Raw genomic sequence first — 23,955 nt, 5'->3', positions numbered from 1 at the left:
CACGTCTGGATCACTGCTCGTTCGCGGATGACCGTACCGATCGGGACAGAGCCGGGGAAGGGGGGTCAAGGGGTACATCAGAGTCCGGCGTCCCGCGCGAGCAGCGCCGCCTGCACCCGGTTCTCACATCCCAGCTTCGCCAGGATCCGGCTCACGTACGTCTTCACCGTCGCCTCGCTCATGTGCAGCCGTCGCCCGGCGTCCGCGTTGGAGAGCCCCTCGCCCAACAAGGCCAACACCCCGCGCTCGCGCTCGCTCAGCGCCGCGACGCGGCGACGGGCGTCCTCGGCGCGCCCCGCCGACCGGCCCGACGCCAGCTGGTCCACGACGTGCCGGGTCGCCGCCGGGGAGAGGTAGGCGTCCCCCGCCGCGGCCGCCCGGACCGCCCCGATCAGCTCGCCCGGAGCGGAGTCCTTCAGCAGGAAGCCCGCACTGCCGTGGGACAACGCCCGCAGCACGTTCTCCCGCTCCCCGAAGGTCGTCAGGATCAAGGCGTGCGCCGAGGGCGCCGCCCGCACCAGCTCGTCGAGCGCGGCCAGCCCGTCCATCACGGGCATCTGGATGTCCAGCAGCACCACGTCGGGCGCGTGGGCGCGCGCCAGCTCCACGGCCTCCCGCCCGTTCGCGGCCTCGGCGACCACCTCGATGTCCGGGGCGGAGGTCAGGATCATCCTGATCCCGGCCCGGATGAGCGGTTCGTCGTCGGCGATCACCACTCTGATCACACCGCTCGGCGCTCCCGTCGGTCCCACCGCCCCCGTCGTCCCCGTCACGCCAGTCACCCGCGTCCGCTCCCGCCGCTCCTACTGCTTGACCTCGTACGCCTGCTTCTCCACGAGCTTGCCGTCCTTGAAGCAGAACCGGAAAACGCTGTCGGTGGACAGCTCCCCGCTCCCGGTGCCCAACAGTGCCATGCAGTGCGTGCCCTGGGGCGGCGGCGGGCCCTTGTCCTCCAGGCCGTTGGTCAGGATGCTGCTGTCGTCGGGCAGCCGCCCGCGCACCACGTCCTCCGACTCCCCCACCGTGGCGGCGTCGTAGTCGGACCGACTGATCGTCACGTCGCTCACCGAGCCCACCAGCAGGGTCACGGCGGCCCCGATCACGATCACCAGCACCACGAGCGCCGCGAAGGCGACCCCGCAGCCCAGCGCGACGCCGCCGGTCCTGCTGCGTCCCCGCCGCAGCTCCCGGTCGACCGCGGACCAGTCCACGGGCGCGGCCACACCCTTGCCCGACGGCGCCCGCAGCTGCTGCCCGAAGTCATCGGCCACCTCCGCCGCCCCGCTCTCCCGCGCCCCGGCCGGTTCGCTCCCGTACGGGAGCACCCCGGCCACCCGGAAGCCGCCGCCCTCGATCGGCCCGGCATGGACCATCCCGCCGACGAGCCGGGCCCGCTCGCGCAGCCCCGTCAGCCCCTGTCCGCCCGAGACCACCTCGCCCGCGCCGGGTACGGCGACCGGACCGTTGGCGATCTCCACCACCAGGGAGTCGTCCTCGTACCGCAGTTCCACCGTGATCGGCGCACCCGGTGCGTGCTTGTAGGCATTGGTGAGCGACTCCTGGGCGATCCGGTACGCCGCGTGGTCGCAGGCCGCGACGAGCGGCCTCGGCCGTCCCGTGGTGATCAGCCGGACGTCGGTGCCCGCGCCGCGCGCCGCCTCGACGATCCCTGCGATCCCGGCGATCCCGCGCGCCGCGGGCCCCGCGGACTCCTCCACCGGTACGGGCGCCTCGACCCCGTCCCGCAGGATGCCGACGACCTCGCGCAGCTCGTGCATGGCCGCGACCGAGGCCTGCCGCAGCACCCCGACCGCCTCGCGCTGGCGTTCGGTCAGCGCCGGATCGACCTCCAGCGCGCCGGTGTGCACCGAGATCAGGGCCAGTTGGTGCCCCAGGCTGTCGTGCATGTCCTGGGCGATCCGCTGCCGCTCGCGCAGCCTCGCCTGTCCGGCGATGATCGCCCGCTCGCGCATGAGCTGGGCGTTGCGTTCCTGGAGGGCGCGCAGCAGCGTCCGGCGCTGGGACCAGTAGCGACTGACGAGCGCCGGGATGACGGTCACGGCCAGGAAGATGAGGATGCTGAGGACGATCACCAGGACGATCCGGCCGCCGGACCCGTCCTTGTACATGCTCAGCCCGACCGAGACGAGGAAGGCGAGGGTGAAGGCACCCAGCGCCCGCACGACCCCGTCGATGCGCCGGCCCGCCGACCAGCCGAGCAGGATCATCACGAGGAACGCACCGGGCAGGTACGCGGCGAGCGCCGAGCCCACGATCAGCGTGGCCACCGGCAGCCGCCGGCGCAGCAGGGTGAGCAGCAGGACGGCCACCGCGCCGCCCAGCATCCGTTGGGGGGAGCCGCGGTCCAACTCCTCGACGCCCAGCCCGACCGTCACCATCACGGCGACGAGCACCACGTCGCCGGCCACCCCCCGGGCGGTCCACGGTTCGGGCCCCCTCAGCCAGTCCAGGCCCGCGCGCATCCTCGCCGTCGCATTCACGCCCCGACCCTAGACAGCGCCCGCACCGCCCGTCCGCCCACTTTCGTCGCGCCCTCGCCGACGAAAGTCGGACAGCCCACAATCCGCCGCCGCCGGACTTCCGGCACGCGGGACCCGGCGGCCCGCTCCGGACACAACGAAGAAGCCCCGCAGATCGATGATCTGCGGGGCTTCTCACACGTGGGCGAGGGGGGATTTGAACCCCCACGTCCCGAAGGACACTGGCACCTGAAGCCAGCGCGTCTGCCGTTCCGCCACTCGCCCGAGTAGCTCTCCAGCGGTTCTTCCCTTGCGGTCCGTTCCCCTGGCGACATCGGAACACTAACACGTCAGAGGGGGTGGAATCACATCGCTTTCCCCGGCGCCCACCGACAGTCCCGCCAGCCCCTCCCGGACAGCGCTCCGGGTGCGGGACACTGTTGTCCGGGCGACCCTACGATCCCTTGTGAGGACCAACACTCCTCGCCGCGGACCCGGAGGGGAACCAGCCGAATCCGCCACGCGTGGATACGATCAGTAAGCAGTACAGGGCGACAACGACGGAGGAGGTGCCCCATGGGAGTTCTGAAGCGGTTCGAGCAGCGACTCGAAGGTCTGGTGAACGGCACCTTCGCCAAGGTCTTCAAGTCCGAGGTCCAGCCGGTCGAGATCGCGGGCGCACTGCAGCGCGAGTGCGACAACAACGCGACCATCTGGAACCGCGAGCGGACCGTCGTCCCCAACGACTTCATCGTGGAGCTGAGCGCCGGCGACTACGAGCGGCTGAGCCCCTACTCCGGGCAGCTCGGCGACGAGTTGGCCGGCCTCGTGCGGGACTACGCCAAGCAGCAGCGCTACAGCTTCATGGGGCCCATCAAGGTCCACCTGGAGAAGGCGGACGACCTGGACACCGGTCTGTACCGGGTCCGCAGTCGCACCCTCGCCTCCAGCACCTCCCAGCCGCAGGGCGACCAGGGCCAGCCGCAGCAGGCTCAGCCCGCGCCCGGCCAGGGCCGTGCCGGCGGTTACGGGTATCCGCCCGTCGCCGCCCCGCCCATGCCCCACAACCCTCCGGGCGACCCCCAGCGGCGCCCGGGTCCCGGTCCGGTGCCGGGAAACGGCGGCGCCACGCGCTGCTGGATCGAGATCAACGGCACCCGCCACCAGATCTCGCGCGCCACGCTCGTACTCGGCCGAAGCACCGAAGCCGACGTGCGGATCGACGACCCCGGCGTCTCGCGCCGGCACTGTGAGATCCGGACCGGAACGCCTCCCTCGATCCAGGATCTCGGGTCCACCAACGGCATCGTGGTGGACGGGCAGCACACCACCCGCGCTACGCTCCGCGACGGCTCGCGGATCGTCGTGGGCAACACGACCATCATTTATCGGCAAGCCGAAGGGTGAAGCGGGGGCAATGTCAGAGCTGACCCTTACGGTCATGCGGTTGGGTTTCCTGGCCGTTCTGTGGCTGTTCGTCATCGTGGCCGTCCAGGTCATCCGTAGCGACCTCTTCGGGACGCGGGTGACGCAGCGCGGTTCACGCCGCGGCGGCGACAACCGCGCCCCGCAGCAACAGCAGCAGTCGGGCGGCGGCCGTCAGGCCGCGCCACCGCAGCAGCGCCAGCGCCGCGGTGCGCCGACCAAGCTGGTCGTCTCCGAGGGCACCCTCACGGGCACCACGGTCGCCCTCCAGGGGCAGACCATCACGCTGGGCCGGGCCCACGATTCCACGATCGTGCTGGACGACGACTACGCCTCCAGCCGGCATGCCAGGATCTACCCCGACCGTGACGGCCAGTGGATCGTCGAGGATCTCGGGTCCACCAACGGCACGTATCTCGACCGGACCCGGCTGACCACCCCGACGCCCATTCCTCCGGGCGCCCCGATCCGCATCGGCAAGACCGTCATCGAGCTGCGGAAGTAGTACGAGAATGAGCGAGCGGAGCGAGCGAGCCGCGGCGGTCCGTCCCCTTGGGGCGACGGACCCGCGCGCGCTCCCGACCGGAGGGTGGGCAGTGTGGCTCGAGACCGGTTGTACCCGGAGCCATCGTCGACTGGGCAGGTGCGCATGAGTCTGTCCCTGCGGTTCGCCGCCGGATCGCACAAGGGCATGATCCGCGAGGGCAACGAGGACTCCGGCTACGCCGGTCCGCGCCTGCTCGCGATCGCCGACGGCATGGGTGGCCAGGCCGCCGGTGAGGTCGCCAGTTCCGAGGTGATCTCCACCCTGGTCCAGCTCGACGACGACGTCCCCGGCTCCGACATCCTGACCTCGCTGGCCACGGCCGTGCAGCGCGCGAACGACCAGCTGCGCGTCATGGTCGAGGAGGACCCCCAGCTGGAGGGCATGGGCACCACGCTCACCGCCCTGCTCTGGACCGGTCAGCGCCTCGGCCTCGTCCACGTCGGTGACTCCCGCGCCTACCTGCTGCGCGACGGTCTCCTCACCCAGATCACCCAGGACCACACGTGGGTCCAGCGGCTGGTCGACGAGGGCCGGATCACCGAAGAGGAAGCCACCACCCACCCCCAGCGCTCGCTCCTGATGAGAGCCCTGGGCAGCGGCGAGCACGTGGAACCCGACCTCTCGATCCGCGAGGTCAGGCCCGGCGACCGCTACCTCATCTGTTCCGACGGGCTCTCCGGCGTGGTCTCGCACCAGACCCTGGAAGAGACCCTGGCCGACTACCACGGCCCGCACGAGACCGTGCAGGCGCTGATCCAGCTCGCCCTGCGCGGCGGCGGCCCGGACAACATCACCTGCATCGTCGCGGACGTCCTCGACACCGACAGCGGTGACACCCTCGCCGCCCAGCTCAACGACACCCCGGTCGTCGTGGGCGCGGTCGCCGAGAACCAGCACCAGCTCTTCGACGGCGGCAACGCCATGCAGACCCCGGCCGGCCGCGCCTCCGGGCTGGGCCGCCAGGCCCCGCCGCCCCCCGGCGCCTTCGGCCCCCCCGGCAGCGGCGAGGGCCCCGGCTACGGCGCCGCTCCCGACGCGGGGTACCCCGCGGGCGGCGGCGGTGGCGCGTACGGCAGCTTCGGCGAGGCCGACGGCTACGACGGCGATTCCTCGGCCTACGACGACACCTACGACCACCCGCGCCGGCGCCGCAGCAAAGGGCGCAAGTGGACGACCCGCACGCTGACCCTGCTCATCGTGGCCGGGCTGCTCGGCGGCGGGCTGTACGCGGCCCACCGTTGGACGCAGACCCAGTACTACGTCGGCGCCAAGGACGGGCACGTCGCGCTCTACCGGGGGATCAGCCAGGATCTCGCCTGGTTCAAGCTCTCGTCGGTCGAGGCGGACCAGCCGGACATCGAGCTGAAGTACCTGCCGTCCTTCCAGCAGAAGCTCGTCGAGGCCACCATCAGCGAAGGCAGCCTCGACAGCGCCCGCAAGAAGATCGACGAACTCGCCCTCCAGGTCTCGGCCTGCAAGAAGGAAGAGGCGCGCCGCAACGCGGAGGGCCAGCCCAACCAGACCCCGGCGCCCAGCGCCAGCCTGACTCCTGAGGAGCAGAAGCTGGTCGGCCAATGCGGGAAGCAGTAGACAGACGCGGGCACAGGGGGCCTGCCACACCATGAGCGTTGTCACGAACACGACCACCATCGGCGCCATCGAGCTGCCGAGCCGGCGCAACACCGAGCTCCTGCTGCTCGCGTTCGCCGTGGTCATCCCGATCTTCGCCTACGCCAACGTAGGTCTCGCGGTGCACGGCAAGCTGCCCCCGGGCATGCTCGCGTACGGGCTCGGCCTCGGCCTGCTGGCGGGCCTGGCCCACCTCGTCGTGCGCCGGTACGCCAAGTACGCCGACCCGCTGCTGCTTCCGCTGGGCACCCTGCTCAACGGCCTGGGCCTGGTCTTCATCTGGCGCCTGGACCAGTCGGAGCGGCTCCAGAACCTGGCCAAGCGGCAGTTCGGCGGGTTCTCCCCCTCCGCGCCGAACCAGATGTTCTACACGGCGGTCGGCCTCGCGCTGTTCGCGGGCGTGCTGCTGCTGCTCAAGGACCACCGCACGCTCCAGCGGTTCACGTACATCTCCATGGCGGTCTCGCTCGTCCTGCTGATCCTGCCCGTCATCCCGGGCCTGGGCGCCGACGTCTACGGCGCCAAGATCTGGATCAGCCTGGCCGGCTTCTCCATCCAGCCCGGCGAGTTCGCGAAGATCATCATCGCGGTCTTCTTCGCCGGGTACCTGATGGTCAAGCGCGATGCGCTCGCGCTGGCCAGCCGCCGCTTCATGGGGCTCTACCTGCCGCGCGGCCGCGACCTCGGCCCGATCCTGATGATCTGGGGCATGAGCCTGCTCGTCCTCGTCTTCGAGAACGACCTCGGCACCTCGCTCCTCTTCTTCGGCATGTTCGTGATCATGCTGTACGTCGCCACCGAGCGGACCAGCTGGATCGTCATCGGCCTGCTCATGAGCGTCGCGGGCGCCGTCGTGGTCGGCACCACCGCCAGCCACGTCAAGGTCCGCGTCACCGCCTGGCTCGACCCCTTCGACTGCTACGCCACCTCCGGCGCCTGCGAGCAGGTCGGCCAGTCCCTGATGAGCTTCGGCTCCGGCGGTGTCCTCGGCACCGGCCTCGGCCAGGGCCACTCCGACCTGATCCTCTTCGCCGCCAACTCCGACTTCATCTTCTCCACCGTCGGCGAGGAGCTCGGGCTGGCGGGCGTCATGGCCTTCCTGCTGCTCTACGGCCTGATCATCGAGCGCGGCGTGCGCACGGCGCTCGCCGCCCGCGACCCCTTCGGCAAGCTGTTCGCGATCGGGCTCTCCGGCGCCTTCGCCATCCAGGTCTTCGTCGTCGCGGGTGGCGTCATGGGCCTCATCCCCCTCACCGGCATGACCATGCCGTTCCTCGCGTCCGGCGGCTCCTCCGTCCTCGCGAACTGGGCTCTCATCGGGATCCTCATCCGGATCAGCGACACCGCACGCCGCCCCGCACCGGCCCCGGCACCGTCCCCCGACTCCGAGATGACCCAGGTGGTCCGCCCCTCATGAACAAGCCCCTGCGTCGCATCTCGATCTTCTGCGGGCTGCTCGTCCTCGCCCTGCTGCTGCGGACCAACTGGCTCCAGTACGTCAAGGCCGAGGACCTCAGCACCCGCAAGGAGAACCGCCGGGTCCAGATCGCCCAGTACTCCGCGGAGCGCGGCAACATCATCGTCGGCGGCGGCCAGCCCATCACCGGCTCGGTCGTCACCAACGGCAGCGACTACAAGTTCAAGCGCACCTACCTCGACGGCCCCATGTGGGCGCCGGTCACCGGGTACGCCTCGCAGGCCTTCGGCTCCAGCCAGCTCGAGTCGCTGGAAGACGGCATCCTCACCGGCAACGACGACCGACTGTTCTTCGACCGCACCATCGGCATGTTCACGGGCGAGAAGAAGCAGGGCGGCAACGTCGTCACCACGCTGAACCCCGCCGCCCAGAAGGCCGCCTTCACCTCGCTCGGCAGCAAGAAGGGCGCGGTCGCCGCCATCGACCCGCGCACCGGCGCGATCCTGGCGCTGGCCAGCACCCCCTCGTACGACCCCTCCACCTTCGCGGGCAACTCCAAGGCCGACGAGAAGGCCTGGGTCGCGCTCAAGGACAGCGAGGACAAGAACCTGGTCAACCGCGCCCTGCGCGAGACCTACCCGCCCGGCTCGACCTTCAAGGTCGTCACCGCGGCCGCGGCGCTGGAGAACGGTGTCGTCTCCGACATCAACGCGCCGACCGACACCCCCGAGCCGTACATCCTGCCGGACACCAAGACCCCGATGGTCAACCACGCCTCCGGGTGCGAGAAGGCCAGCCTCCTGCGGGCCCTCGAAGTCTCCTGCAACTCCGTCTTCGCCAACATGGGCAACAAGGTGGGGCGGGACAACATGGTGAAGACCGCCGAGAAGTTCGGCTTCAACAACGACAAGATCGACACCCCGGTCCGCGCGTTCACGAGCGTCTACGACAAGACCATGGACAAGCCGGGCAACGCGCTCAGCTCCATCGGCCAGTTCAACACCGCCGCCACCCCGCTCCAGATGGCCATGGTCACCGCCGCGATCGCCAACGACGGCAAGCTGATGAAGCCGTACATGGTCGACAAGGTGACCGCGCCCAACCTCGACGTCCTGCAGACGCACGAGCCGGAGGAGATGAGCCGCCCGCTCTCCCCCGCGAACGCGCAGAAGGTCCAGCAGATGATGGTCGACGTCGTCGAGAACGGCACCGGTACCGGCGCCAAGATCAACGGTGTCACGGTCGGCGGCAAGACCGGTACCGCGCAGCACGGCGAGAAGAACGCCAAGCGCCCCTACGCCTGGTTCATCTCCTACGCCAAGACCGACAAGGGCTCGCCCGTCGCCGTCGCCGTCGTGATCGAGGACAGCGCGGCCGACCGCGAGGACATCACCGGTGGCGGTCTCGCCGCGCCCGTGGCGCTCGCGGTCATGAACGCCGTGCTCAAGAACCAGGGCTGAGCCGGGAATGGCCCCGATACGACCCGCCCGCGCCGCGGGCCCGCGCGGCCACCGCGTCCGACCCGCGGTGACCCGGATCACGGTCCCCGCGCACGTGGGAGCACACGGTACCGGTCCGGTATCGGCCTGTGGTCACGGGCCGATCGGCGACACGCGGCCGGTAGCCTTTGCGCGGACAGCGCACCGCCGGACCTCACACGGGTGCGGTAGGGACTGACGGAGAGGGCTGGAACGTTATGGAAGAGCCGCGTCGCCTCGGCGGTCGGTACGAGCTGAGCCACGTGCTCGGCCGCGGTGGCATGGCCGAGGTCTACCTCGCCCACGACACCCGGCTCGGCCGTACCGTCGCCGTCAAGACACTGCGCGCCGACCTCGCTCGCGACCCGTCCTTCCAGGCACGGTTCCGGCGCGAGGCCCAGTCGGCCGCCTCGCTCAACCATCCCGCCATCGTCGCCGTGTACGACACCGGCGAGGACTACGTCGACAACATCTCGATCCCCTACATCGTGATGGAGTACGTCGACGGCTCCACCCTGCGCGAGCTGCTGCACTCCGGTCGCAAGTTGCTGCCCGAGCGCACCCTGGAAATGACCATCGGCATCCTCCAGGCGCTCGAGTACTCGCACCGCGCCCAGATCGTCCACCGCGACATCAAGCCCGCGAACGTCATGCTGACGCGCACCGGGCAGGTCAAGGTGATGGACTTCGGCATCGCCCGCGCCATGGGCGACTCCGGCATGACGATGACGCAGACCGCGGCCGTCATCGGCACCGCGCAGTACCTCTCGCCGGAGCAGGCCAAGGGCGAGCAGGTCGACGCGCGCTCCGACCTCTACTCCGCGGGCTGCCTGCTCTACGAGCTGCTCACGGTCCGGCCCCCGTTCATCGGCGACTCCCCGGTCGCCGTCGCGTACCAGCACGTGCGCGAGGAACCGCAGCCGCCGAGCAACTTCGACCCCGAGATCACGCCCGAGATGGACGCCATCGTCCTCAAGGCGCTGGTCAAGGACCCCGACTACCGCTACCAGTCCGCCGACGAGATGCGCGCCGACATCGAGGCCTGCCTCGACGGCCAGCCCGTCGCCGCGGCCGCGAACATGGGCGCGGGCTACGGCGCCTACCCCTACCCGGACCAGAACCAGGGCGGCTACGACCAGCCGACCACCGCCCTGCGCGCCACCGACGCCGGGCAGACCTCGATGATGCCGCCGATGCCGCCCGGCGACGGCGGTTACGGCTACGGCGACCAGGGCCACGGCGGCTACGACCAGGGCCCGCGCCGCCGCCAGAAGAAGAACAGGGCCTCCACCTTCCTGCTCGTGGCGGCCGGGATCCTCGTCCTGGTCGGCGCGATCCTGATCGGGCGCTCCCTCTTCAACAACACCGCCGACAACCGGCCGTCCGTGCCCAAGCTGATCGGCGACACCTTCGAGCGGGCGAGCGACCGGGCGACGAACATCGGGTTGAAGATCGAGAAGGAAGCCGAGGAGCCGTGCGACGCGCAGCCCAAGGGCACCGTCTGCGAGCAGAACCCGGCGCCCGACACCAAGGTCGACAAGAACACGGTCATCAAGGTGAAGGTGTCCACGGGCGCGCCCAAGGTCCAGGTCATCGACGTGAAGCGACTGCCCTTCGACCAGGCCGAGGCCGCGCTCAAGGAGAAGGGCTTCCAGGTCGAGCGCAAGTCCCAGGAGTCCGAGAGCACCCCGGGCACCGTGCTGGAGCAGAACCCGAAGGCCGGCACCGCCGTCGAGAAGGGTTCGACCATCACCCTGACGGTGGCCAAGGAACCGTCGAAGGCGGTCGTTCCCGACCTCACCGGCATGACCACGGACAAGGCGTCCAAGACCCTGAGCGACCTGAAGCTCAAGCTCGGCAGCACCACCGAGGGCGACTCCACCGCGCCGCCGAAGTCGATCATCGGTCAGGAACTGGCCCCGGGTACGCAGGTCGAGACGGGGACCGCGGTCAACGTCACCATCGCCCGGGCCGCCCAGGCCACCACCGTGCCCCTCCTCGCGGGCAAGACCCTGGCCAAGGCCCGACAGGAACTGGCGGCCCGCGGGCTGACCATCGGCACGGTCCTGTCCGGCCCCTCGGACGACAACGCGATGATCCTGAGCACCGACCCGGGCGTCGGACAGCCGGTGGCCGCCGGCTCCGCGATCAACGTCAACACGATGCCCGGCCAGCAGAACGGCAACAACCAGGGGGCCGGGATCCTCGGCGGGATCGGCAACCGCCGCTGACCCGCGGCGCGCCCGGGCCCGTACACGGCCCGTACACGGCATGACGAAGGAAGCTCTGGCCCTAGGGCCAGAGCTTCCTTCGCGTTCGGCACAGGGCCCTCCAGGGGCCTTCCCGGGCCCACGGGCCACGGGGGTGACGAGGGCCGCGGGGGCGGGGATCAGCGCAGCTCGGGCGGCGGGGTCCGCTTCGCGTCCACCTTGTCCGTGCGGACCAGCTCGCCCCACACGACGTAGCGGAACTTCGAGGTGTACACCGGGGTGCAGGTCGTCAGCGTGATGTAGCGGCCGGGCGCGGTCTTCCCCGATTCCTTCGGGACGGGGGTGATCACGTCGGTGTTGTACTTCGAGGTCTGGCGCAGCTCGGCGAAGACCTTGTAGACGTACCAGGTGTCGCGGGTCTCGAAGACGACCGCGTCGCCCGTCCGCACCTTGTCGATGTTGTGGAACTTCGCCCCGTGCCCGTCGCGGTGCGCGGCCAGCGTGAAGTTGCCCTGCTTGTCCCACGGCAGCGCGGACTTCACCGGCTCCGTGTAGTACCCGGCGACACCGTCGTTGATGACGTCGGCCGAGGTCCCGCGCTTGACCAGCACCTCGCCGTTCTTCATCGCCGGTACGTGCAGGAAGCCGATGCCGTCCCCGGTGTCGAGGGCGCCCGCCTCGGGGGCCGTCGCGGGCGGGGCCGCCTGCCACTGCTGACGGACCGAATCGCCGCGCCGCGCGGCATGCCGGTCGGCGAGGACGTTCGTCCACCACAGCGAGTACGCCACGAACAGGGCGAGCACCAGGCCGACGGTGATCAGCAGTTCGCCCAGCAGGCTGAGGAAGCCGGCGAGCCGGTTGCGGTCGGCGCGGGCGCGGGGGGCGGCGCGGCGGGCACGTGACACTGCGGGTTCGTCCTCTGTCGGTGCGGGCTGTCGGGTGCGGGCTGTCGGGTCGCCGACCGTGGGGGCGGCGGGTGTTACGGCCGGGCGAGCGCGGGCGGGGCGCCCTTCTCGCGCGGGCGCTCGTCCACCATCTTCCCCCAGACGATCAGCCGGTAGGTGCTGGTGAACTCGGGGGTGCAGGTCGTCAGCGTGATGTAGCGGCCGGGGGTGGTGAAGCCCGATCCCTCGGGCACCGGCTTGATCACGGAGACGTTCGTCGGCGGGGTCTGCGCCAGCGTCGAGGTCATCTCGTACGTGTAGTAGGTGTCCCGCGTCTCCACCACCACCTTGTCCCCGGGCACCAGGCGGTTGATGTAGCGGAACGGTTCGCCATGGGTGTTGCGGTGACCCGCCAGCGCGAAGTTGCCCTGCTTGTCGGACGGCATCGCCGACTGCGGCGAACCCTCGCCGCCGTAGTGCCCGACCATGCCCCGGTCCAGCACCTTCGGCTTGCTGATCCCCTCCGCCACCGGAACCTTCAGGTCCAGCTTGGGGACGTACAGGATCGCGAAGCCCTGCCCCGGGGAGAAGGCGGCGACGGGCGGCGCCGCCTTGTCGGTGTCCCAGTCGCTGCGCAGCGTCCCCGCGGCGCCGCTCGCCTGCCGCTCGGCCAGCACGTTCGTGTACCAGAGCTGGTAGGTGACGAAGAGCAGCATCACCACGCCGAGGGTGATGAAGAGTTCACCGGCGAGTCTGCTCGCGACCACCACCGGGCCGCCGCCGGGCCGCCGCCGCGCGCGTCGGCGCGTACCGCCACGACCCGCCGCACGCCCCGCCGCACGACCCGCCGGCGCACGGCCCGTTCCGGAACCGCTCGTACCGCCAGCACTCGGACGGACATCGCCCGGGGCGCCCGCGCCCGGTGCTTCACCTCCCGCGCCACCCGCCCTGCGGCGCCTGCCACCGCGCCGCGAGGAGCGTTTGGCGGCCTCCTGGGCGGCCCTGCGCCGCGCGGCCCGGCCCCCGGGGGGCGCGGGGGGCGGCGCGAGGGTCGTCACGCGAGGGCCTTGCCCACCACCGGGGCCAGTCCCACCGAACGTGCCACCGCGTCCGCGTCACCGCAGCGCACCAGCCAGTTGGCGAGCATCTTGTGGCCCCACTCGGTCAGCACCGACTCGGGGTGGAACTGCACGCCCTCGACGTCGTGCTCGCGGTGGCGCAGCCCCATGATGATCCCGTCCTCGGTGCGCGCCGTGACCTCCAGCTCGTCCGGGAGCGTCAGCGGCTCGGCGGCGAGGGAGTGGTAGCGGGTCGCGGTGAAGGGGGACGGCAGGCCGGCGAAGACGCCCTGGCCCGCATGGACCACTGGGGAGGTCTTGCCGTGCAGCAGCTCGGGGGCGCGGCCGACGACCCCGCCGTACGCCACCGCCATCGACTGCATGCCCAGGCAGACGCCGAAGACGGGCACGCCGGTGCTCGCGCAGTGGCGGACCATCTCGACGCAGACCCCGGCCTCCTCGGGCGTGCCCGGGCCCGGGGAGAGCAGGACGCCGTCGAAGCCGTCCTGGGCGTGGGCGAGCCCGACCTCGTCGTTGCGCACGACCTCGCACTCGGCACCGAGCTGGTAGAGGTACTGGACCAGGTTGAAGACAAAGCTGTCGTAGTTGTCCACGACCAGAATGCGCGCGTTCACCCGGTGGCTCCCGATCCCTCGTCGACGGTCACATCGTTGAACGGAAGGAGCGGTTCGGCCCACGGGAAGACGTACTGGAAGAGCACGAAGACCACCGCGAGGATCAGCACGAGGGAGATCAGCGCGCGTACCCACGCGTTGCCCGGCAGATGCCGCCAGATCCAGCCGTACATGCCGTCCGCGTCCCTTTCCCTCCACGTACCGCGGGGGCGGTACCGCAACAGCCTAAAGGCAGCGGGCGCGCGCGGGGGGTCAGCCGGCCAATCCCTCCGGTTTGCCCTGCGCGGCCGCCCTGGTCCGGGTGAGTTCGGCCCAGACGATCAGCCGGTGGCTGTGGCCCCATTCCGGATCACAGGTGGTCAGGGTCAGATAGCGGCCGGGTGAGGTGAAGGGGGACTTGCGGGGTACGGGATCGACCACCGCGACGTCCGTCGGCAGGGTGCGCAGTGGCTCGTTCCGGATGGTGTACGTGTACCAGGCGGCGGCGTCCTTCACGATGACCAGGTCGCCGGGGCGCAGCTCGGGGAAATCCTTGAAGGGATCTCCGTACGTGCGCCGGTGTCCGGCCACTGAGAAATTGCCCTCGCCGCCCGGGAGCGCGGTGCCCGCGTAGTGGCCGAGGCCCTTCTTGAGGACGTCGGTGGCGGTGCCCTCCAGGACCGGCTTGTTCCAGTCCGCTCCGAAGCGCGGTATGTACATCTCGGCGAAGGCCCGGCCCCGCTCGGGGGCGGGGTCGGGGGCCGGATCCCGGGGGGTGGCCGCCGCGGGTGCGGCGCTCGCCGACCAGCGGTCGTGCAGCCGGTCCATCTCGCCGTCCATGGCCCGGTCGGCCTTGACCCCGGTCCACAGCAGGACGTAGCCGACGAAGAGCACGATGACCGTGCCGACCGTCAGGCACGCCTCGCTGAACGTCCGTACCAGCAGCCGCAGTACGGCCTGGGCGGACGGCCGGCGGCGCCCCGGCCCGGCCGGCTCAGGACGCGGATGCGGACGCGGACTCCACGGGCTTCGCATAGTGGAGGTCCACTGTGCCGGAGTAGCCCGGAAGTGTCAGCGCCTTCTGCTCCTCGACTTTCCAGCCCAGCCCGTACGCGTTGACGTACAGCTGGTAGTTCTGGATGGCCGGTGAGGCGGCGAGCGCCTTGCGCAGCGCGCCCGGGTCGCCGATCGCCGTGACCTTGTAGGGCGGCGAGTAGACCCGGCCCTGGAGGATCAGGGTGTTGCCCACGCAGCGCACGGCGCTGGTGGAGATGAGCCGCTGGTCCATGACCTGGATCCCGCGGGCTCCGCCCTGCCACAGGGCGTTGACCACGGCCTGGAGGTCCTGCTGGTGGATCACCAGGTCGTTGGGCTGCGGCTCGGGCACGTTGGGGATGCGGGCCGTGGCGTTCGGCGGGGCGTCGTTGAGGGTGACCGAGACGGCCCGCCCGGAGAGTTCCTCGGTGCCCGCGGCGGCGCGCAGGGCCGCGAGTTTGGCGTCCTCGGCCTTGCTGCTGCCGTCGTCCCGATCGGCCAGCGCGTCGACCTCGCGGCGCACCGCGGCGGTGTCCGCGTCGAGTTCGGCGTTGTTCTGGCTGCGCTCGTGGATGAGGTCGGACAGCTTCAGGAGTGAGCCGTCCGTGCGGATGTTCGTACCCTTGGACGTGTTGAAACTGGTGACGAAGATCAGGCCCGCGAGGGCGAACACGGCGGCCGTCAGCAGCCGGACCGGCCTGAGCCGGCGACGGGGACCCGCGGAGGAGTCGTCGGAATTGCTCAACGTACCCTTCTCCTTCAACGCCACAGACCCACTACGCTAACGGACGCCCGGGGGAGGCAAGGTCCCCAGCGCATCGACAGGAGAGACCCTCGTGCCGAAGTCACGTATCCGCAAGAAGGACGATTACACCCCGCCGCCGGCGAAGCAGGCGCAGACGATCAGGCTGACGAACCGCAGCTGGGTAGCCCCGGTCATGCTGGCGTTCTTCCTCATCGGTCTCGCCTGGATTGTCGTCTTCTATGTGACCGACACCCAGCTGCCGATCGAATCCCTCGGCAATTGGAACATCGTGGTCGGTTTCGGCTTCATCGCGGCAGGCTTCGGCGTGTCCACGCAGTGGAAGTGACCGGACCGCGGCGCGGCGGTGGCACAGCAGTAACGGCGGTCTGAAGCAAGCTCTCCCCATGAGTTATCCACAGCGTCATCCACACCTGAGGAAAAAGGCAGAAGATCTGTGGATAACTCTGTGGAGAGTTGACGCCGGTGTGACTTTTCCGGGCGGTGTCCGGGGCCCGCGAGGCCCCCGGGCCGGCCCCGGAGGAGCCTCACACCAGCTCTGCCGTCCGGACCAGGACAACGGCCACCACCAGCAGGAACACGGCCGCGCAGGTCCCCCACTGGACCAGCGCCCGCCGCTTCCCGGCCCCGGCCGGGGGCAGCAGCATGCCCAGGCCCACCAGCGCGCCGGTGATCAACCCGCCGATGTGGGCCTGCCAGGAGATCTCCCCGGTCCCGCCGATCGGTACGAAGGTCAGCAGCAGCATCAACAGGACCATCACGATGATCGGGCGCATGCTGTACCGCATCCGCCGCATCAGCACGACGGTGGCGCCGAGCAGCCCGAAGATCGCCCCGGACGCGCCCAGGGTCGGCATGTTCGGCGGGGTCAACAGATAGACCAGCGCACTGCCGCCCAGCCCGGAGAGCAGGTACACGGCGAGGTAGCGGGCCCGGCCCAGGGCGGCCTCCAAGGGGGCGCCGAGGAACCACAGGGCGGTCATGTTGCCGATGATGTGCCACCACTGCTCGTGCAGGAAGACCGAGGTCAGCAGCCGGTAGTACTGGCCGGTGGACACCCCTTCGAGCGGGCCGCCGAGGTAGTCGACGTAGCGGCCGAGCAGCTCCAGCGGGACCAGCACCGCCGGGGCGAGGAGGGCCGCGAAGAACACCGCGACATTGATCCCCACCAGGACCTTGGTGACCAGGGCGGTGTCGGCGACCACGACCCCGCCCGCGATGCCCCGCGCGGTGTTGGCCGCCGCGACGTGGCCCGTACCGGAGCCGGACCGGACGCACCCCGGGCACTGGAAGCCCACCGAGGCGCTGATCATGCAGTCGGTGCAGATCGGGCGCTCGCAGCGGGTGCATCTGATCCCGGTCTCGCGGTTCGGGTGCCGGTAGCAGCCCGACACCCGTCCGGTGTCCGACCTGTCGCTGTCCATCGGTCCCCTCCGTCGCGGCGGTGCCGTTGTCGTAACGAGTACGGACGGGCGCAGGGCATGGTTCCCGGCCGGCACCCGGAAGCGCCGATCAGAGCCGATCAGCGCTCTTCGACCACCACGGCCTTGATGACCACGTCCTCCACGGGACGGTCGGTGCGCGGGTTGGTCTCCCCGGAGGCGATGGCGCTGACGACGGCCTGGCTGGCCTTGTCGGTGATCTCGCCGAAGATCGTGTGCTTGCGGGTCAGCCACGCGGTGGGGGCGACGGTGATGAAGAACTGCGAGCCGTTGGTGCCCGGCCCGGAGTTCGCCATGGCCAGCAGGTAGGGCTTGGTGAAGGCGAGGTCGGGGTGGAACTCGTCGGCGAACTGGTACCCGGGACCGCCGGTGCCGTTCCCGAGCGGGTCACCGCCCTGGATCATGAAACCGCTGATCACGCGGTGGAAGACGGTGCCGTCGTAGAACGGGTCGGTGGTCTTCTGACCGTCCGAGGGACGGGTCCACTCGCGCTCGCCCTTGGCCAGTTCCACGAAGTTCCGGACGGTCTTCGGGGCGTGGTTCGCCAGCAGCTCGATCTCGATGTCGCCGTGGTTCGTCTTGAGGGTGGCGAAAAGCTTCGCGGCCACGAAATCTGCCTTCCATCGTCGTCACTGGTCGCCCGAATCTTCCCACGGAGTGATCCGTGAAGAGGAAATAGGCCACTCGGATGCCCTGTCGGCCATGCCACGGTGCGGCATCACAGGCATGATCCGACAAAGGGTGGAAAGGTGAGCTGTGTCCGCCGAACCGTGTCCGCCCCAAGGAGGAGGATCCCGTGACCCGCAAGGACAGCGTGCACGCCGCGGCCGAGAGCGCGAGGGAAAGCATGCGGCACGCCGCGGAAGTGGTGGCGCCGTACGCGGGTACCGCCAAGGAAGCCGCGGCGCGGTACGCGCACGAGGCGAACGTACGGCTGACACCGAAGGTCTCCTACGCCGCCGGTGAAGCCGCCCGGCAGGCCCGCACCGCCTACGACAGCCATCTCCATCCCCACGTGGTGTCGGCCCGATCCCACGTGCCGCCGAACGTCGACCGGGCGGCGTCGCGCGCCGTGACCCGGACCCGGAAGGCCGCGCGCCAGGCCGCCGACTACACGGCGCCGAGGCTGGAGAGCGCGCTGGCCGCGGCGCAGCCGGTGGCGGAGGAAGCCGCCTCGCGGTCGACCGCGGCGCTGGCGGCCCTGCGCGGTCAGGTGTCGGCGCAGGAGGTGCAGCGGTTGGTCCGGCGCAATGAACGACGGGCGCGCTGCGGCCGGCTGTTCAAGGGCGCCGCCCTCGTCGGCCTGCTGGCCGGTGGCGCCTTCGCCGCGTGGAAGTGGTGGGACCAGCAGTCGAACCCGGACTGGCTGGTGGAGCCGCCCGCGGCGACCGAGCTGTCCGCACGGGACGACGGGGCGGCGAGCTTCGAGGACGAACTGGCCGCGAAGGAGCGCACCGCGGCCGACGAGCAGCAGCCGTAGCCGTTGCCGCGAAGACCTGACGCGCCCGAGGGGGCCCGGATCCGCAGGTGGATCCGGGCCCCCTCGGCGTGCGGGTGGGGACGGGCGCTCAGTTGGGGAGGGTGAGCACCATGCCCGGGCGGATCAGGTCGGGGTTGGAGCCGACGACGCCCTTGTTCATGGCGTACAGCTCGCGCCAGCGGGCCTCGTTGCCCAGCTCGCGGCGGGCGATGGCGGAGAGGGAGTCCCCGGACCTGACCGTGTAGGTGCGCTTCTTCGCGACGGGCGCGGGCTTCGGCGCCGCCGGAGCGGGCCGGTGCGGCGCGGGCGCGGCCGCCGCGGGCTTCGGCGCGGCCGGGGCGGGCTTGGGCGGGGTGACCGCCTGTGCGGCGGCCCGGGCCTGCGCCGCCATCCGGTCCGCGGCCTCCTTGGTCGCCGTGGCCGACGCGTCGGTGTACTTGGTGGCGGTGTCCGCGGGTGAGCTCTGCGCGGCCGCCGGAGCGGCCGCGGCCTGCTGTTCGACCTGCTCCTTGGCCTTCTCCGCGGCTTCGCGCGCCTTTTGCTTGTCGGACTTGAGGAAGTCGAAGATTCCCATGGTGTGACGCCTCCGGCGTGGTCTGCCCCCTGGCTCGGTGCCTTCCCCCCACTCTCGGTCACCGCGCGCCGCCCGGCCGCGTGACTACGCCGTCCGGGGGACGCGCCGCCGGTCTATTGGCGGGCCCGGCGGGCCGGGCGCGGGCTCTCGCTGGGGATCGCCAGATCCTCTTCCACCAGCAGGTTCAGCACCCGCAGCAGGGCCGCCCGGTCGTCCTCGGCGAGCGAACCGAGCGCCTCGGCGTGCACCCGGTCGACGATCCGGGTGCTCTGCTCCGCCAGCGCCGCGCCCGCTTCGGTGACCGCGATGATGCGCGCCCGACGGTCCCGGGAGGAGGGCCTGCGCTCGGCCAGACCGGCCTTCTCCAGGGCGTCGACGGTCACCACCATCGTCGTCTTGTCCATGTCGCCGATCTCCGCGAGCTGGATCTGGGTGCGCTCCTCCTCCAGGGCGTGCACGAGGACGCAGTGCATGCGCGCGGTCAGGCCGACCTCGTCGAGGGCGGCGGCCATCCGGGTGCGCAGCACGTGGCTGGTGTGGTCCAGGAGGAAGGAGAGGTCGGGCTGGGTCCGGGTCGGCTCCATTGCAGTCATGGATCCAGCCTAACAATTAGATCCGAAAGAAATAGTCTGCAACGGAACTATCTGCTACGGTCCTTCTTATCGCCCCCGCTGCACCGCAGCCGACGGCCGTCGAACGGAGAGCCCGATGCCCACCGCACCTGCCGAAGCCCCCGCACCCGCGCCAGTGCCCGCAGCCGCCGCCAACGCCCCGGCCGCGCCGGCGGCCCGTCCCGCGGGCGGGCTGGGATCCCGCTGGACGGCCCTCGCCGTTCTCTCCACCGGCATGCTGATGACGGTCCTGGACGGCAGCATCGTCACCGTGGCCATGCCCGCCATCCAGCAGGACCTCGGCTTCTCCCCCGCCGGGCTCAGCTGGGTGGTGAACGCCTACCTGATCGCCTTCGGCAGCCTGCTGCTGCTCGCCGGGCGGCTCGGCGACCTCATCGGTCACAAGCGGATGTTCCTGGCCGGGACCGCCGTCTTCACCGGCGCCTCCCTCCTGGCCGGCCTCGCCGGTTCCCCGGAACTGCTGATAGCCGCCCGCTTCCTCCAGGGGGTGGGCAGCGCGATGGCCTCCGCCGTCAGCCTCGGCATCCTGATCAACCTGTTCACCGCACCCCGGGAGCGGGCCCGGGCCATCGCGGTCTTCTCCTTCACCGGAGCGGCGGGAGCCTCCCTCGGCCAGGTGCTCGGCGGCGTGCTCACCGACGCCCTCGACTGGCACTGGATCTTCTTCATCAACCTGCCGATCGGACTGACCGCGCTGCTGCTGGCGCTGCCCTCCCTCCCGAAGGGCCGGGGGCTCGGACTCGGCGCGGGCGCCGATGTGCTCGGTGCGGTCCTGGTCAGCACGGGGCTGATGCTCGGCATCTACACCGTGGTCAAGGTCGAGCAGTACGGATGGACCTCCGCGCACACCCTCGGGCTCGGGGCGCTGTCGCTGGCCCTGCTCGCCGCCTTCACCGTCCGGCAGGCCAAGGCCCGTACGCCGCTCGTGCCGCTGCGGATCTTCCGGTCCCGCACCGTGGTCGGCGCCAACCTGGTCCAGATGCTGATGATCGCCGCCCTGTTCTCCTTCCAGATCCTGGTCGCCCTCTACCTCCAGAAGGTCCTCGGCTACGGAGCCGCCGCCACCGGGCTCGCCATGCTCCCGGCCGCCGTGGTGATCGGCGTGACCTCGCTCGGCATCTCGACCCGCCTGATCTCACGGTTCGGCGGACGCACGGTCCTGCTCACCGGTCTCGTCCTGCTGCTCGGCGGCCAGCTCCTGCTGACCCGTCTGCCCGTGCACGCCGATTACGTGACCGACCTGCTGCCCGTGATGCTCCTCGCGGCGGGCTTCGGCCTGGCCCTGCCGGCCCTGACCGGGCTGGCGATGTCGGGGGCCGGCGCCGAGGACGCGGGTCTGGCCTCGGGCCTGTTCAACACCACCCAGCAGATCGGCATGGCCCTGGGCGTCGCGGCCCTCTCCACCCTGGCGGCCTCGCGCACCGAGTCCCTCACCCGCGCCGGGCACACCACGGCCGAGGCCCTGACCGGCGGCTACCACGTGGCCTTCGGGATCGGCTCGGGTCTGCTCCTGCTGGCCGTCGCCCTGACCGCGACCCTGCTGCGCCCGGGGCGCCCTGCCTGAGCCCCTGATCCCACCGGGCGCTGTTCCACGTTTCACGTGAAACAGCGCCCGGTGTTTCGTCGTGCGTGTTTCACGTGAAACAACGACGGCGGTGCGCGCTTCACGTTTCACGTGAAACGACGCCCGCCGTCCCGCCGTCTCAGGCGGTGAAGACCTTGCCCGGATTGAAGATCCCGGCCGGGTCGAACACCTTCTTGATGCCGCGGTGCAGGTCGAGCACGGCGGGGCTCAACTCCCGTGTCAGGCCACCCATCTTGAGCAGCCCCACCCCGTGCTCACCGGTGACCGTGCCGCCCAAGGCGATGGCCTGGTCGACGACCTCCTCGAAGATCCCGCGCCCCCGGTCCAAGGCGGCCGCGTCCCCCCGCGGAACGACCATCATCGGGTGCAGGTTGCCGTCCCCCGCGTGGGCCAGGCTGGCGATGTGCACGTCGTGCGCCAGGGCGATGCGCTCCAGGTGGGCGAGCATCTCCGGCACCCGCATCCGGGGCACGCAGATGTCCTCGCTGAGCACCAGGCCCAGCCGCTCCAGCGCCGGATAGACCAGCCTGCGCGCGGCGAAGAGCGCGTCCGCCTCGGCCGCGTCGGTCGAGCGCGCGCTCCAGGTCGCCCCCGCCTCCTCGAAACAGCTCAGGACGGCGTCGGCCTCCTGCTCCCCGGCCGCTCCGGGGGCGTCGCAGCGGGCCAGCAGCAGCACGTTGCCCACCTCGGTGAGGCCCATGTTCTTCCAGTCGTCCACGGCCCGCAGGCAGTACCCGTCGACGAGTTCGAGCGCGCTCGGCACCACACCGGAGGCCACCACGCCGGCGACCGCGCGACCGGCGCTCGGCAGGTCGTCGAAGTAGCCGACGACCGTCCGCTCCTGCGCCCGGGCACCGCGCAGCCGCAGGGTGATCTCCGTCACCAGCCCCAAGGTGCCCTCCGAGCCCACCATCAGGCCGGCCAGCTCGTAGCCCGCGGTGCCCTTGGCGGTCTGCCGCCCCAGCCGGACGACCTCGCCGCGTCCCGTCACGGCCTCCAGGCCGAGCACGTAGTCACGGGTCACGCCGTACTTCACGCAGCACAGGCCACCCGCGTTGGTGGCCACGTTCCCGCCGATCGTCGACCACGGGGCGCTGGCCGGGTCCGGCGGGTACCAGAGGCCCCGTGCGGCGCAGGCCGCCCGCAGGTGGTCGTTGACCACCCCCGGCTGCACGACGGCGAGCCGTTCGTCGGGGTCGATCCGCACGATCGCGTCCATCGCCTCGAACGAGACGACGACGCAGCCCTCGATGGCGTTGGCCCCGCCGGAGAGCCCGGTACCCGCACCGCGCGCGACCACCGCGACACCCCGCTCGGCGCAGTGGGCGACCACCGCGGCGACCTCGGCGGTGTGCCGCGGGCGGACCACGGCGGCGGGCGTGCCGAAGGGCGCGCCCGCCGCCTCGTCGTGCGCGAAGGAGGCCCGGGTGTCCCGGTCGGCGATCACCCGCCCGGGCGGCAGGAGCCGTGCCAGCTCGGCGGAAATCGTGGTGTCCGAAGAAGTCGTGGTGCCCATCCCCGGGACGCTCCCACTGGCCCCGACCAGGGTCAATTGGCCTTTGGTACAGCCAGATCCCTACGTGTACGAAAGGCCAATTGCCGCCCTCCAAGGGCTGCGCCAGGGTGGTTTTGACGCCAGGTCAGACAGCGGATGGCGGCCTTCAGGGGGGAATTCACATGGCGGTGGTGCTCTCGGGTATCGGGGGATTTCTCCCTCCCAGAGTGGTCACGAACGACGACCTCTCCGCGACGCTCGACACGAACGACGAGTGGATCAGGACGCGGACCGGAATCAGTGAACGCAGGGTCGTCTCGGACGGCCTGTCGACCGGCACGCTGGCCGTGGAGGCCGGCGCCCGGGCGCTCAGGTCGGCCGGGGTGAACGGTGTGGACGCGGTGGTCGTGGCGACCACCTCTCCCGACCGGCTCTGCCCGGCGGTGGCGCCGGAGGTCGCGTCCCGGCTCGGCATGGGCACGGTCGCGGCCTTCGACCTCACCTCGGCGTGCAGCGGGTTCCTCTACGGGCTCGCCACCTCCGCCGGGCTGATCGCCTCGGGGACGGCCGACAGCGTGCTGTTCATCGGCTCGGAGGCCTTCACCACGCTGGTCAACCAGCGGGACCGCGGTACGGCGCCGATCTTCGGCGACGGCGCGGGCGCGGTGGTACTGCGCCGCGGCGAGGCGGACGAGCCCGGTGCGCTGGGCCCCTTCGACCTCGGCAGTGACGGCTCCCTGGCCGACCTGCTGGCCATTCCGGCCGGTGGTTCGCGCCAACGGTCCGCCGACGCGGGCCTGGGCCACGACGCGGTGCCCACCGAGGACTGGTACCTGCGGATGGAGGGCCGGCCCCTCTACACGCAGGCCGTGGAACGCATGACGCAGTCGGCCCGGGCGGTACTCAAGCGCACCGACTGGTCCGTGGCGGACGTCGACTGGTTCGTCGGCCACCAGGCCAACGTCCGGATCGTGCGCGCGGTGGCGGAGGAACTCGAGGTCCCCATGGAGCGCGTCGCGGTCAACATCGACCGGGTCGGGAACACCCTGTCGGCCTCGGTCCCCCTGCTGCTGAACGACATCGCGGCCAGCGGCGACCTGAAGCCCGGCGACCGGGTGCTGCTGTCGGCCTTCGGCGCCGGCCTGTCATGGGGCTCGACGGTCCTGGTCTGGCCCGACATCCGCGCCGAGCACGTGAACTGACCTGC

The 23,955-nt window shown here is 71.0% G+C and carries 22 protein-coding genes, 1 tRNA gene and 1 pseudogene; 10 read left to right on the top strand and 14 right to left on the bottom strand.

Features of this window, described 5'->3' with window-relative positions:
* Positions 1-77 precede the first annotated feature (77 nt).
* From ACZ4UB_RS01330 to ACZ4UB_RS01320, 3 genes are all read right to left on the bottom strand, one after another.
* Complete coding sequence (locus ACZ4UB_RS01330; protein ID WP_467957129.1) at positions 78-725, bottom strand: response regulator; 648 nt, start codon at positions 723-725, stop codon at positions 78-80.
* A gap of 78 nt (positions 726-803) precedes the next feature.
* Positions 804-2,483 carry a sensor histidine kinase gene (locus tag ACZ4UB_RS01325; protein WP_468067725.1) on the bottom strand — a complete coding sequence of 560 codons (1,680 nt, stop codon included), beginning with the start codon at positions 2,481-2,483 and terminating at the stop codon, positions 804-806.
* A gap of 199 nt (positions 2,484-2,682) precedes the next feature.
* Positions 2,683-2,765, bottom strand: a tRNA-Leu gene (locus ACZ4UB_RS01320).
* 291 nt (positions 2,766-3,056) lie between these two features.
* On the opposite strand from ACZ4UB_RS01320, the gene ACZ4UB_RS01315 reads away from it, so the two are divergent.
* The 6 genes from ACZ4UB_RS01315 (at position 3,057) to pknB (ending at position 11,207) form a co-directional block, all read left to right on the top strand.
* Positions 3,057-3,887 carry an FhaA domain-containing protein gene (locus tag ACZ4UB_RS01315; protein WP_468067482.1) on the top strand — a complete coding sequence of 277 codons (831 nt, stop codon included), beginning with the start codon at positions 3,057-3,059 and terminating at the stop codon, positions 3,885-3,887.
* A gap of 10 nt (positions 3,888-3,897) precedes the next feature.
* Complete coding sequence (locus tag ACZ4UB_RS01310) at positions 3,898-4,410, top strand: FHA domain-containing protein FhaB/FipA (RefSeq protein WP_354378799.1); 513 nt, start codon at positions 3,898-3,900, stop codon at positions 4,408-4,410.
* 93 nt (positions 4,411-4,503) lie between these two features.
* Positions 4,504-6,042 (top strand): PP2C family protein-serine/threonine phosphatase, encoded by a 1,539-nt coding sequence (locus tag ACZ4UB_RS01305; protein ID WP_468067481.1) that lies wholly within the window; start codon positions 4,504-4,506, stop codon positions 6,040-6,042.
* 31 nt (positions 6,043-6,073) lie between these two features.
* On the top strand, positions 6,074-7,498 hold the full coding sequence (locus ACZ4UB_RS01300) for an FtsW/RodA/SpoVE family cell cycle protein (RefSeq protein WP_467957135.1): 1,425 nt from the start codon (positions 6,074-6,076) through the stop codon (positions 7,496-7,498).
* Positions 7,495-8,958, top strand: coding sequence for a peptidoglycan D,D-transpeptidase FtsI family protein (locus ACZ4UB_RS01295; protein WP_467957137.1), 1,464 nt, complete (start codon positions 7,495-7,497; stop codon positions 8,956-8,958). The genes ACZ4UB_RS01300 and ACZ4UB_RS01295 overlap by 4 nt, the downstream gene beginning before the upstream one ends.
* Positions 8,959-9,194: 236 nt before the next feature.
* Positions 9,195-11,207 (top strand): Stk1 family PASTA domain-containing Ser/Thr kinase, encoded by a 2,013-nt coding sequence (gene pknB, locus ACZ4UB_RS01290; RefSeq protein ID WP_468067480.1) that lies wholly within the window; start codon positions 9,195-9,197, stop codon positions 11,205-11,207.
* A gap of 158 nt (positions 11,208-11,365) precedes the next feature.
* Here pknB and ACZ4UB_RS01285 read toward each other — a convergent pair whose 3' ends face one another.
* The 6 genes and pseudogenes from ACZ4UB_RS01285 to ACZ4UB_RS01260 form a co-directional block, all read right to left on the bottom strand.
* Positions 11,366-12,091, bottom strand: coding sequence for a class E sortase (locus ACZ4UB_RS01285; RefSeq protein ID WP_354378804.1), 726 nt, complete (start codon positions 12,089-12,091; stop codon positions 11,366-11,368).
* Positions 12,092-12,165: 74 nt separating this feature from the next.
* Positions 12,166-13,134: pseudogene (locus ACZ4UB_RS01280) on the bottom strand (class E sortase); the annotation flags it as partial.
* Positions 13,125-13,763 (bottom strand): aminodeoxychorismate/anthranilate synthase component II, encoded by a 639-nt coding sequence (locus ACZ4UB_RS01275; RefSeq protein WP_468067479.1) that lies wholly within the window; start codon positions 13,761-13,763, stop codon positions 13,125-13,127. The pseudogene ACZ4UB_RS01280 and the gene ACZ4UB_RS01275, both read right to left, overlap by 10 nt.
* On the bottom strand, positions 13,760-13,936 hold the full coding sequence (locus tag ACZ4UB_RS01270) for a hypothetical protein (protein WP_330331465.1): 177 nt from the start codon (positions 13,934-13,936) through the stop codon (positions 13,760-13,762). The genes ACZ4UB_RS01275 and ACZ4UB_RS01270 overlap by 4 nt, the downstream gene beginning before the upstream one ends.
* A 79-nt stretch (positions 13,937-14,015) precedes the next feature.
* Positions 14,016-14,777 (bottom strand): class E sortase, encoded by a 762-nt coding sequence (locus tag ACZ4UB_RS01265; RefSeq protein ID WP_468067478.1) that lies wholly within the window; start codon positions 14,775-14,777, stop codon positions 14,016-14,018.
* Positions 14,737-15,522, bottom strand: coding sequence for a DUF881 domain-containing protein (locus ACZ4UB_RS01260; RefSeq protein WP_468067477.1), 786 nt, complete (start codon positions 15,520-15,522; stop codon positions 14,737-14,739). The genes ACZ4UB_RS01265 and ACZ4UB_RS01260 overlap by 41 nt, the downstream gene beginning before the upstream one ends.
* Positions 15,523-15,613: 91 nt before the next feature.
* Between ACZ4UB_RS01260 and crgA the strand changes: the two genes are divergently transcribed.
* A complete protein-coding gene (gene crgA, locus ACZ4UB_RS01255; RefSeq protein ID WP_214931340.1) occupies positions 15,614-15,868 on the top strand; it encodes a cell division protein CrgA in 255 nt (84 codons plus the stop codon).
* Positions 15,869-16,067: 199 nt separating this feature from the next.
* Here the strand turns inward: crgA and ACZ4UB_RS01250 are convergent, their stop codons facing one another.
* Together ACZ4UB_RS01250 and ACZ4UB_RS01245 are read right to left on the bottom strand one after the other, a co-directional pair.
* Positions 16,068-16,964, bottom strand: a complete 897-nt coding sequence (locus ACZ4UB_RS01250; RefSeq protein ID WP_468067475.1) for a rhomboid family intramembrane serine protease — start codon at positions 16,962-16,964, stop codon at positions 16,068-16,070.
* A gap of 98 nt (positions 16,965-17,062) precedes the next feature.
* On the bottom strand, positions 17,063-17,590 hold the full coding sequence (locus ACZ4UB_RS01245) for a peptidylprolyl isomerase (RefSeq protein ID WP_468067473.1): 528 nt from the start codon (positions 17,588-17,590) through the stop codon (positions 17,063-17,065).
* Between the two features lie 188 nt (positions 17,591-17,778).
* Here ACZ4UB_RS01245 and ACZ4UB_RS01240 point away from each other — a divergent pair, with 188 nt between their 5' ends.
* A complete protein-coding gene (locus ACZ4UB_RS01240) occupies positions 17,779-18,462 on the top strand; it encodes a DUF5324 family protein (protein WP_468067472.1) in 684 nt (227 codons plus the stop codon).
* Positions 18,463-18,550: 88 nt separating this feature from the next.
* On the opposite strand, the gene ACZ4UB_RS01235 is transcribed toward ACZ4UB_RS01240, so the two are convergent.
* On the bottom strand, positions 18,551-19,036 hold the full coding sequence (locus ACZ4UB_RS01235) for a LysM peptidoglycan-binding domain-containing protein (protein WP_468067470.1): 486 nt from the start codon (positions 19,034-19,036) through the stop codon (positions 18,551-18,553).
* 113 nt (positions 19,037-19,149) lie between these two features.
* Entirely contained in the window at positions 19,150-19,629 is a 480-nt protein-coding gene (locus tag ACZ4UB_RS01230) for a MarR family winged helix-turn-helix transcriptional regulator (protein ID WP_354378812.1), read from the bottom strand.
* A gap of 115 nt (positions 19,630-19,744) precedes the next feature.
* Here ACZ4UB_RS01230 and ACZ4UB_RS01225 point away from each other — a divergent pair, with 115 nt between their 5' ends.
* Positions 19,745-21,232 (top strand): MFS transporter, encoded by a 1,488-nt coding sequence (locus ACZ4UB_RS01225; RefSeq protein WP_468067469.1) that lies wholly within the window; start codon positions 19,745-19,747, stop codon positions 21,230-21,232.
* Positions 21,233-21,371: 139 nt separating this feature from the next.
* On the opposite strand, the gene ACZ4UB_RS01220 is transcribed toward ACZ4UB_RS01225, so the two are convergent.
* Positions 21,372-22,769: an FAD-binding oxidoreductase gene (locus ACZ4UB_RS01220; protein ID WP_468067467.1), complete on the bottom strand. Its 1,398-nt coding sequence runs from the start codon at positions 22,767-22,769 to the stop codon at positions 21,372-21,374.
* Positions 22,770-22,930: 161 nt separating this feature from the next.
* Here ACZ4UB_RS01220 and ACZ4UB_RS01215 point away from each other — a divergent pair, with 161 nt between their 5' ends.
* Positions 22,931-23,950 carry a beta-ketoacyl-ACP synthase III gene (locus ACZ4UB_RS01215; protein ID WP_468067465.1) on the top strand — a complete coding sequence of 340 codons (1,020 nt, stop codon included), beginning with the start codon at positions 22,931-22,933 and terminating at the stop codon, positions 23,948-23,950.
* Positions 23,951-23,955: the final 5 nt, after the last annotated feature.

The organism is Streptomyces sp. NPDC028419 (assembly GCF_055565515.1).
The sequence above is the reverse complement of the archived record's forward strand: the minus strand, read 5'-3'. Positions and strand labels throughout refer to the sequence as shown.

Coding starts and splice junctions, on each gene's coding strand:
- ACZ4UB_RS01325 (WP_468067725.1), bottom strand. CDS start 2,483: ATGCGCGCGGGCCTGGACTGGCTGAGGGGGCCCGAACCGTGGACCGCC.
- ACZ4UB_RS01315 (WP_468067482.1), top strand. CDS start 3,057: ATGGGAGTTCTGAAGCGGTTCGAGCAGCGACTCGAAGGTCTGGTGAAC.
- ACZ4UB_RS01310 (WP_354378799.1), top strand. CDS start 3,898: ATGTCAGAGCTGACCCTTACGGTCATGCGGTTGGGTTTCCTGGCCGTT.
- ACZ4UB_RS01300 (WP_467957135.1), top strand. CDS start 6,074: ATGAGCGTTGTCACGAACACGACCACCATCGGCGCCATCGAGCTGCCG.
- ACZ4UB_RS01295 (WP_467957137.1), top strand. CDS start 7,495: ATGAACAAGCCCCTGCGTCGCATCTCGATCTTCTGCGGGCTGCTCGTC.
- pknB (WP_468067480.1), top strand. CDS start 9,195: ATGGAAGAGCCGCGTCGCCTCGGCGGTCGGTACGAGCTGAGCCACGTG.
- ACZ4UB_RS01270 (WP_330331465.1), bottom strand. CDS start 13,936: ATGTACGGCTGGATCTGGCGGCATCTGCCGGGCAACGCGTGGGTACGC.
- ACZ4UB_RS01265 (WP_468067478.1), bottom strand. CDS start 14,777: ATGCGAAGCCCGTGGAGTCCGCGTCCGCATCCGCGTCCTGAGCCGGCC.
- ACZ4UB_RS01250 (WP_468067475.1), bottom strand. CDS start 16,964: ATGGACAGCGACAGGTCGGACACCGGACGGGTGTCGGGCTGCTACCGG.
- ACZ4UB_RS01235 (WP_468067470.1), bottom strand. CDS start 19,036: ATGGGAATCTTCGACTTCCTCAAGTCCGACAAGCAAAAGGCGCGCGAA.
- ACZ4UB_RS01230 (WP_354378812.1), bottom strand. CDS start 19,629: ATGACTGCAATGGAGCCGACCCGGACCCAGCCCGACCTCTCCTTCCTC.
- ACZ4UB_RS01225 (WP_468067469.1), top strand. CDS start 19,745: ATGCCCACCGCACCTGCCGAAGCCCCCGCACCCGCGCCAGTGCCCGCA.
- ACZ4UB_RS01220 (WP_468067467.1), bottom strand. CDS start 22,769: ATGGGCACCACGACTTCTTCGGACACCACGATTTCCGCCGAGCTGGCA.
- ACZ4UB_RS01215 (WP_468067465.1), top strand. CDS start 22,931: ATGGCGGTGGTGCTCTCGGGTATCGGGGGATTTCTCCCTCCCAGAGTG.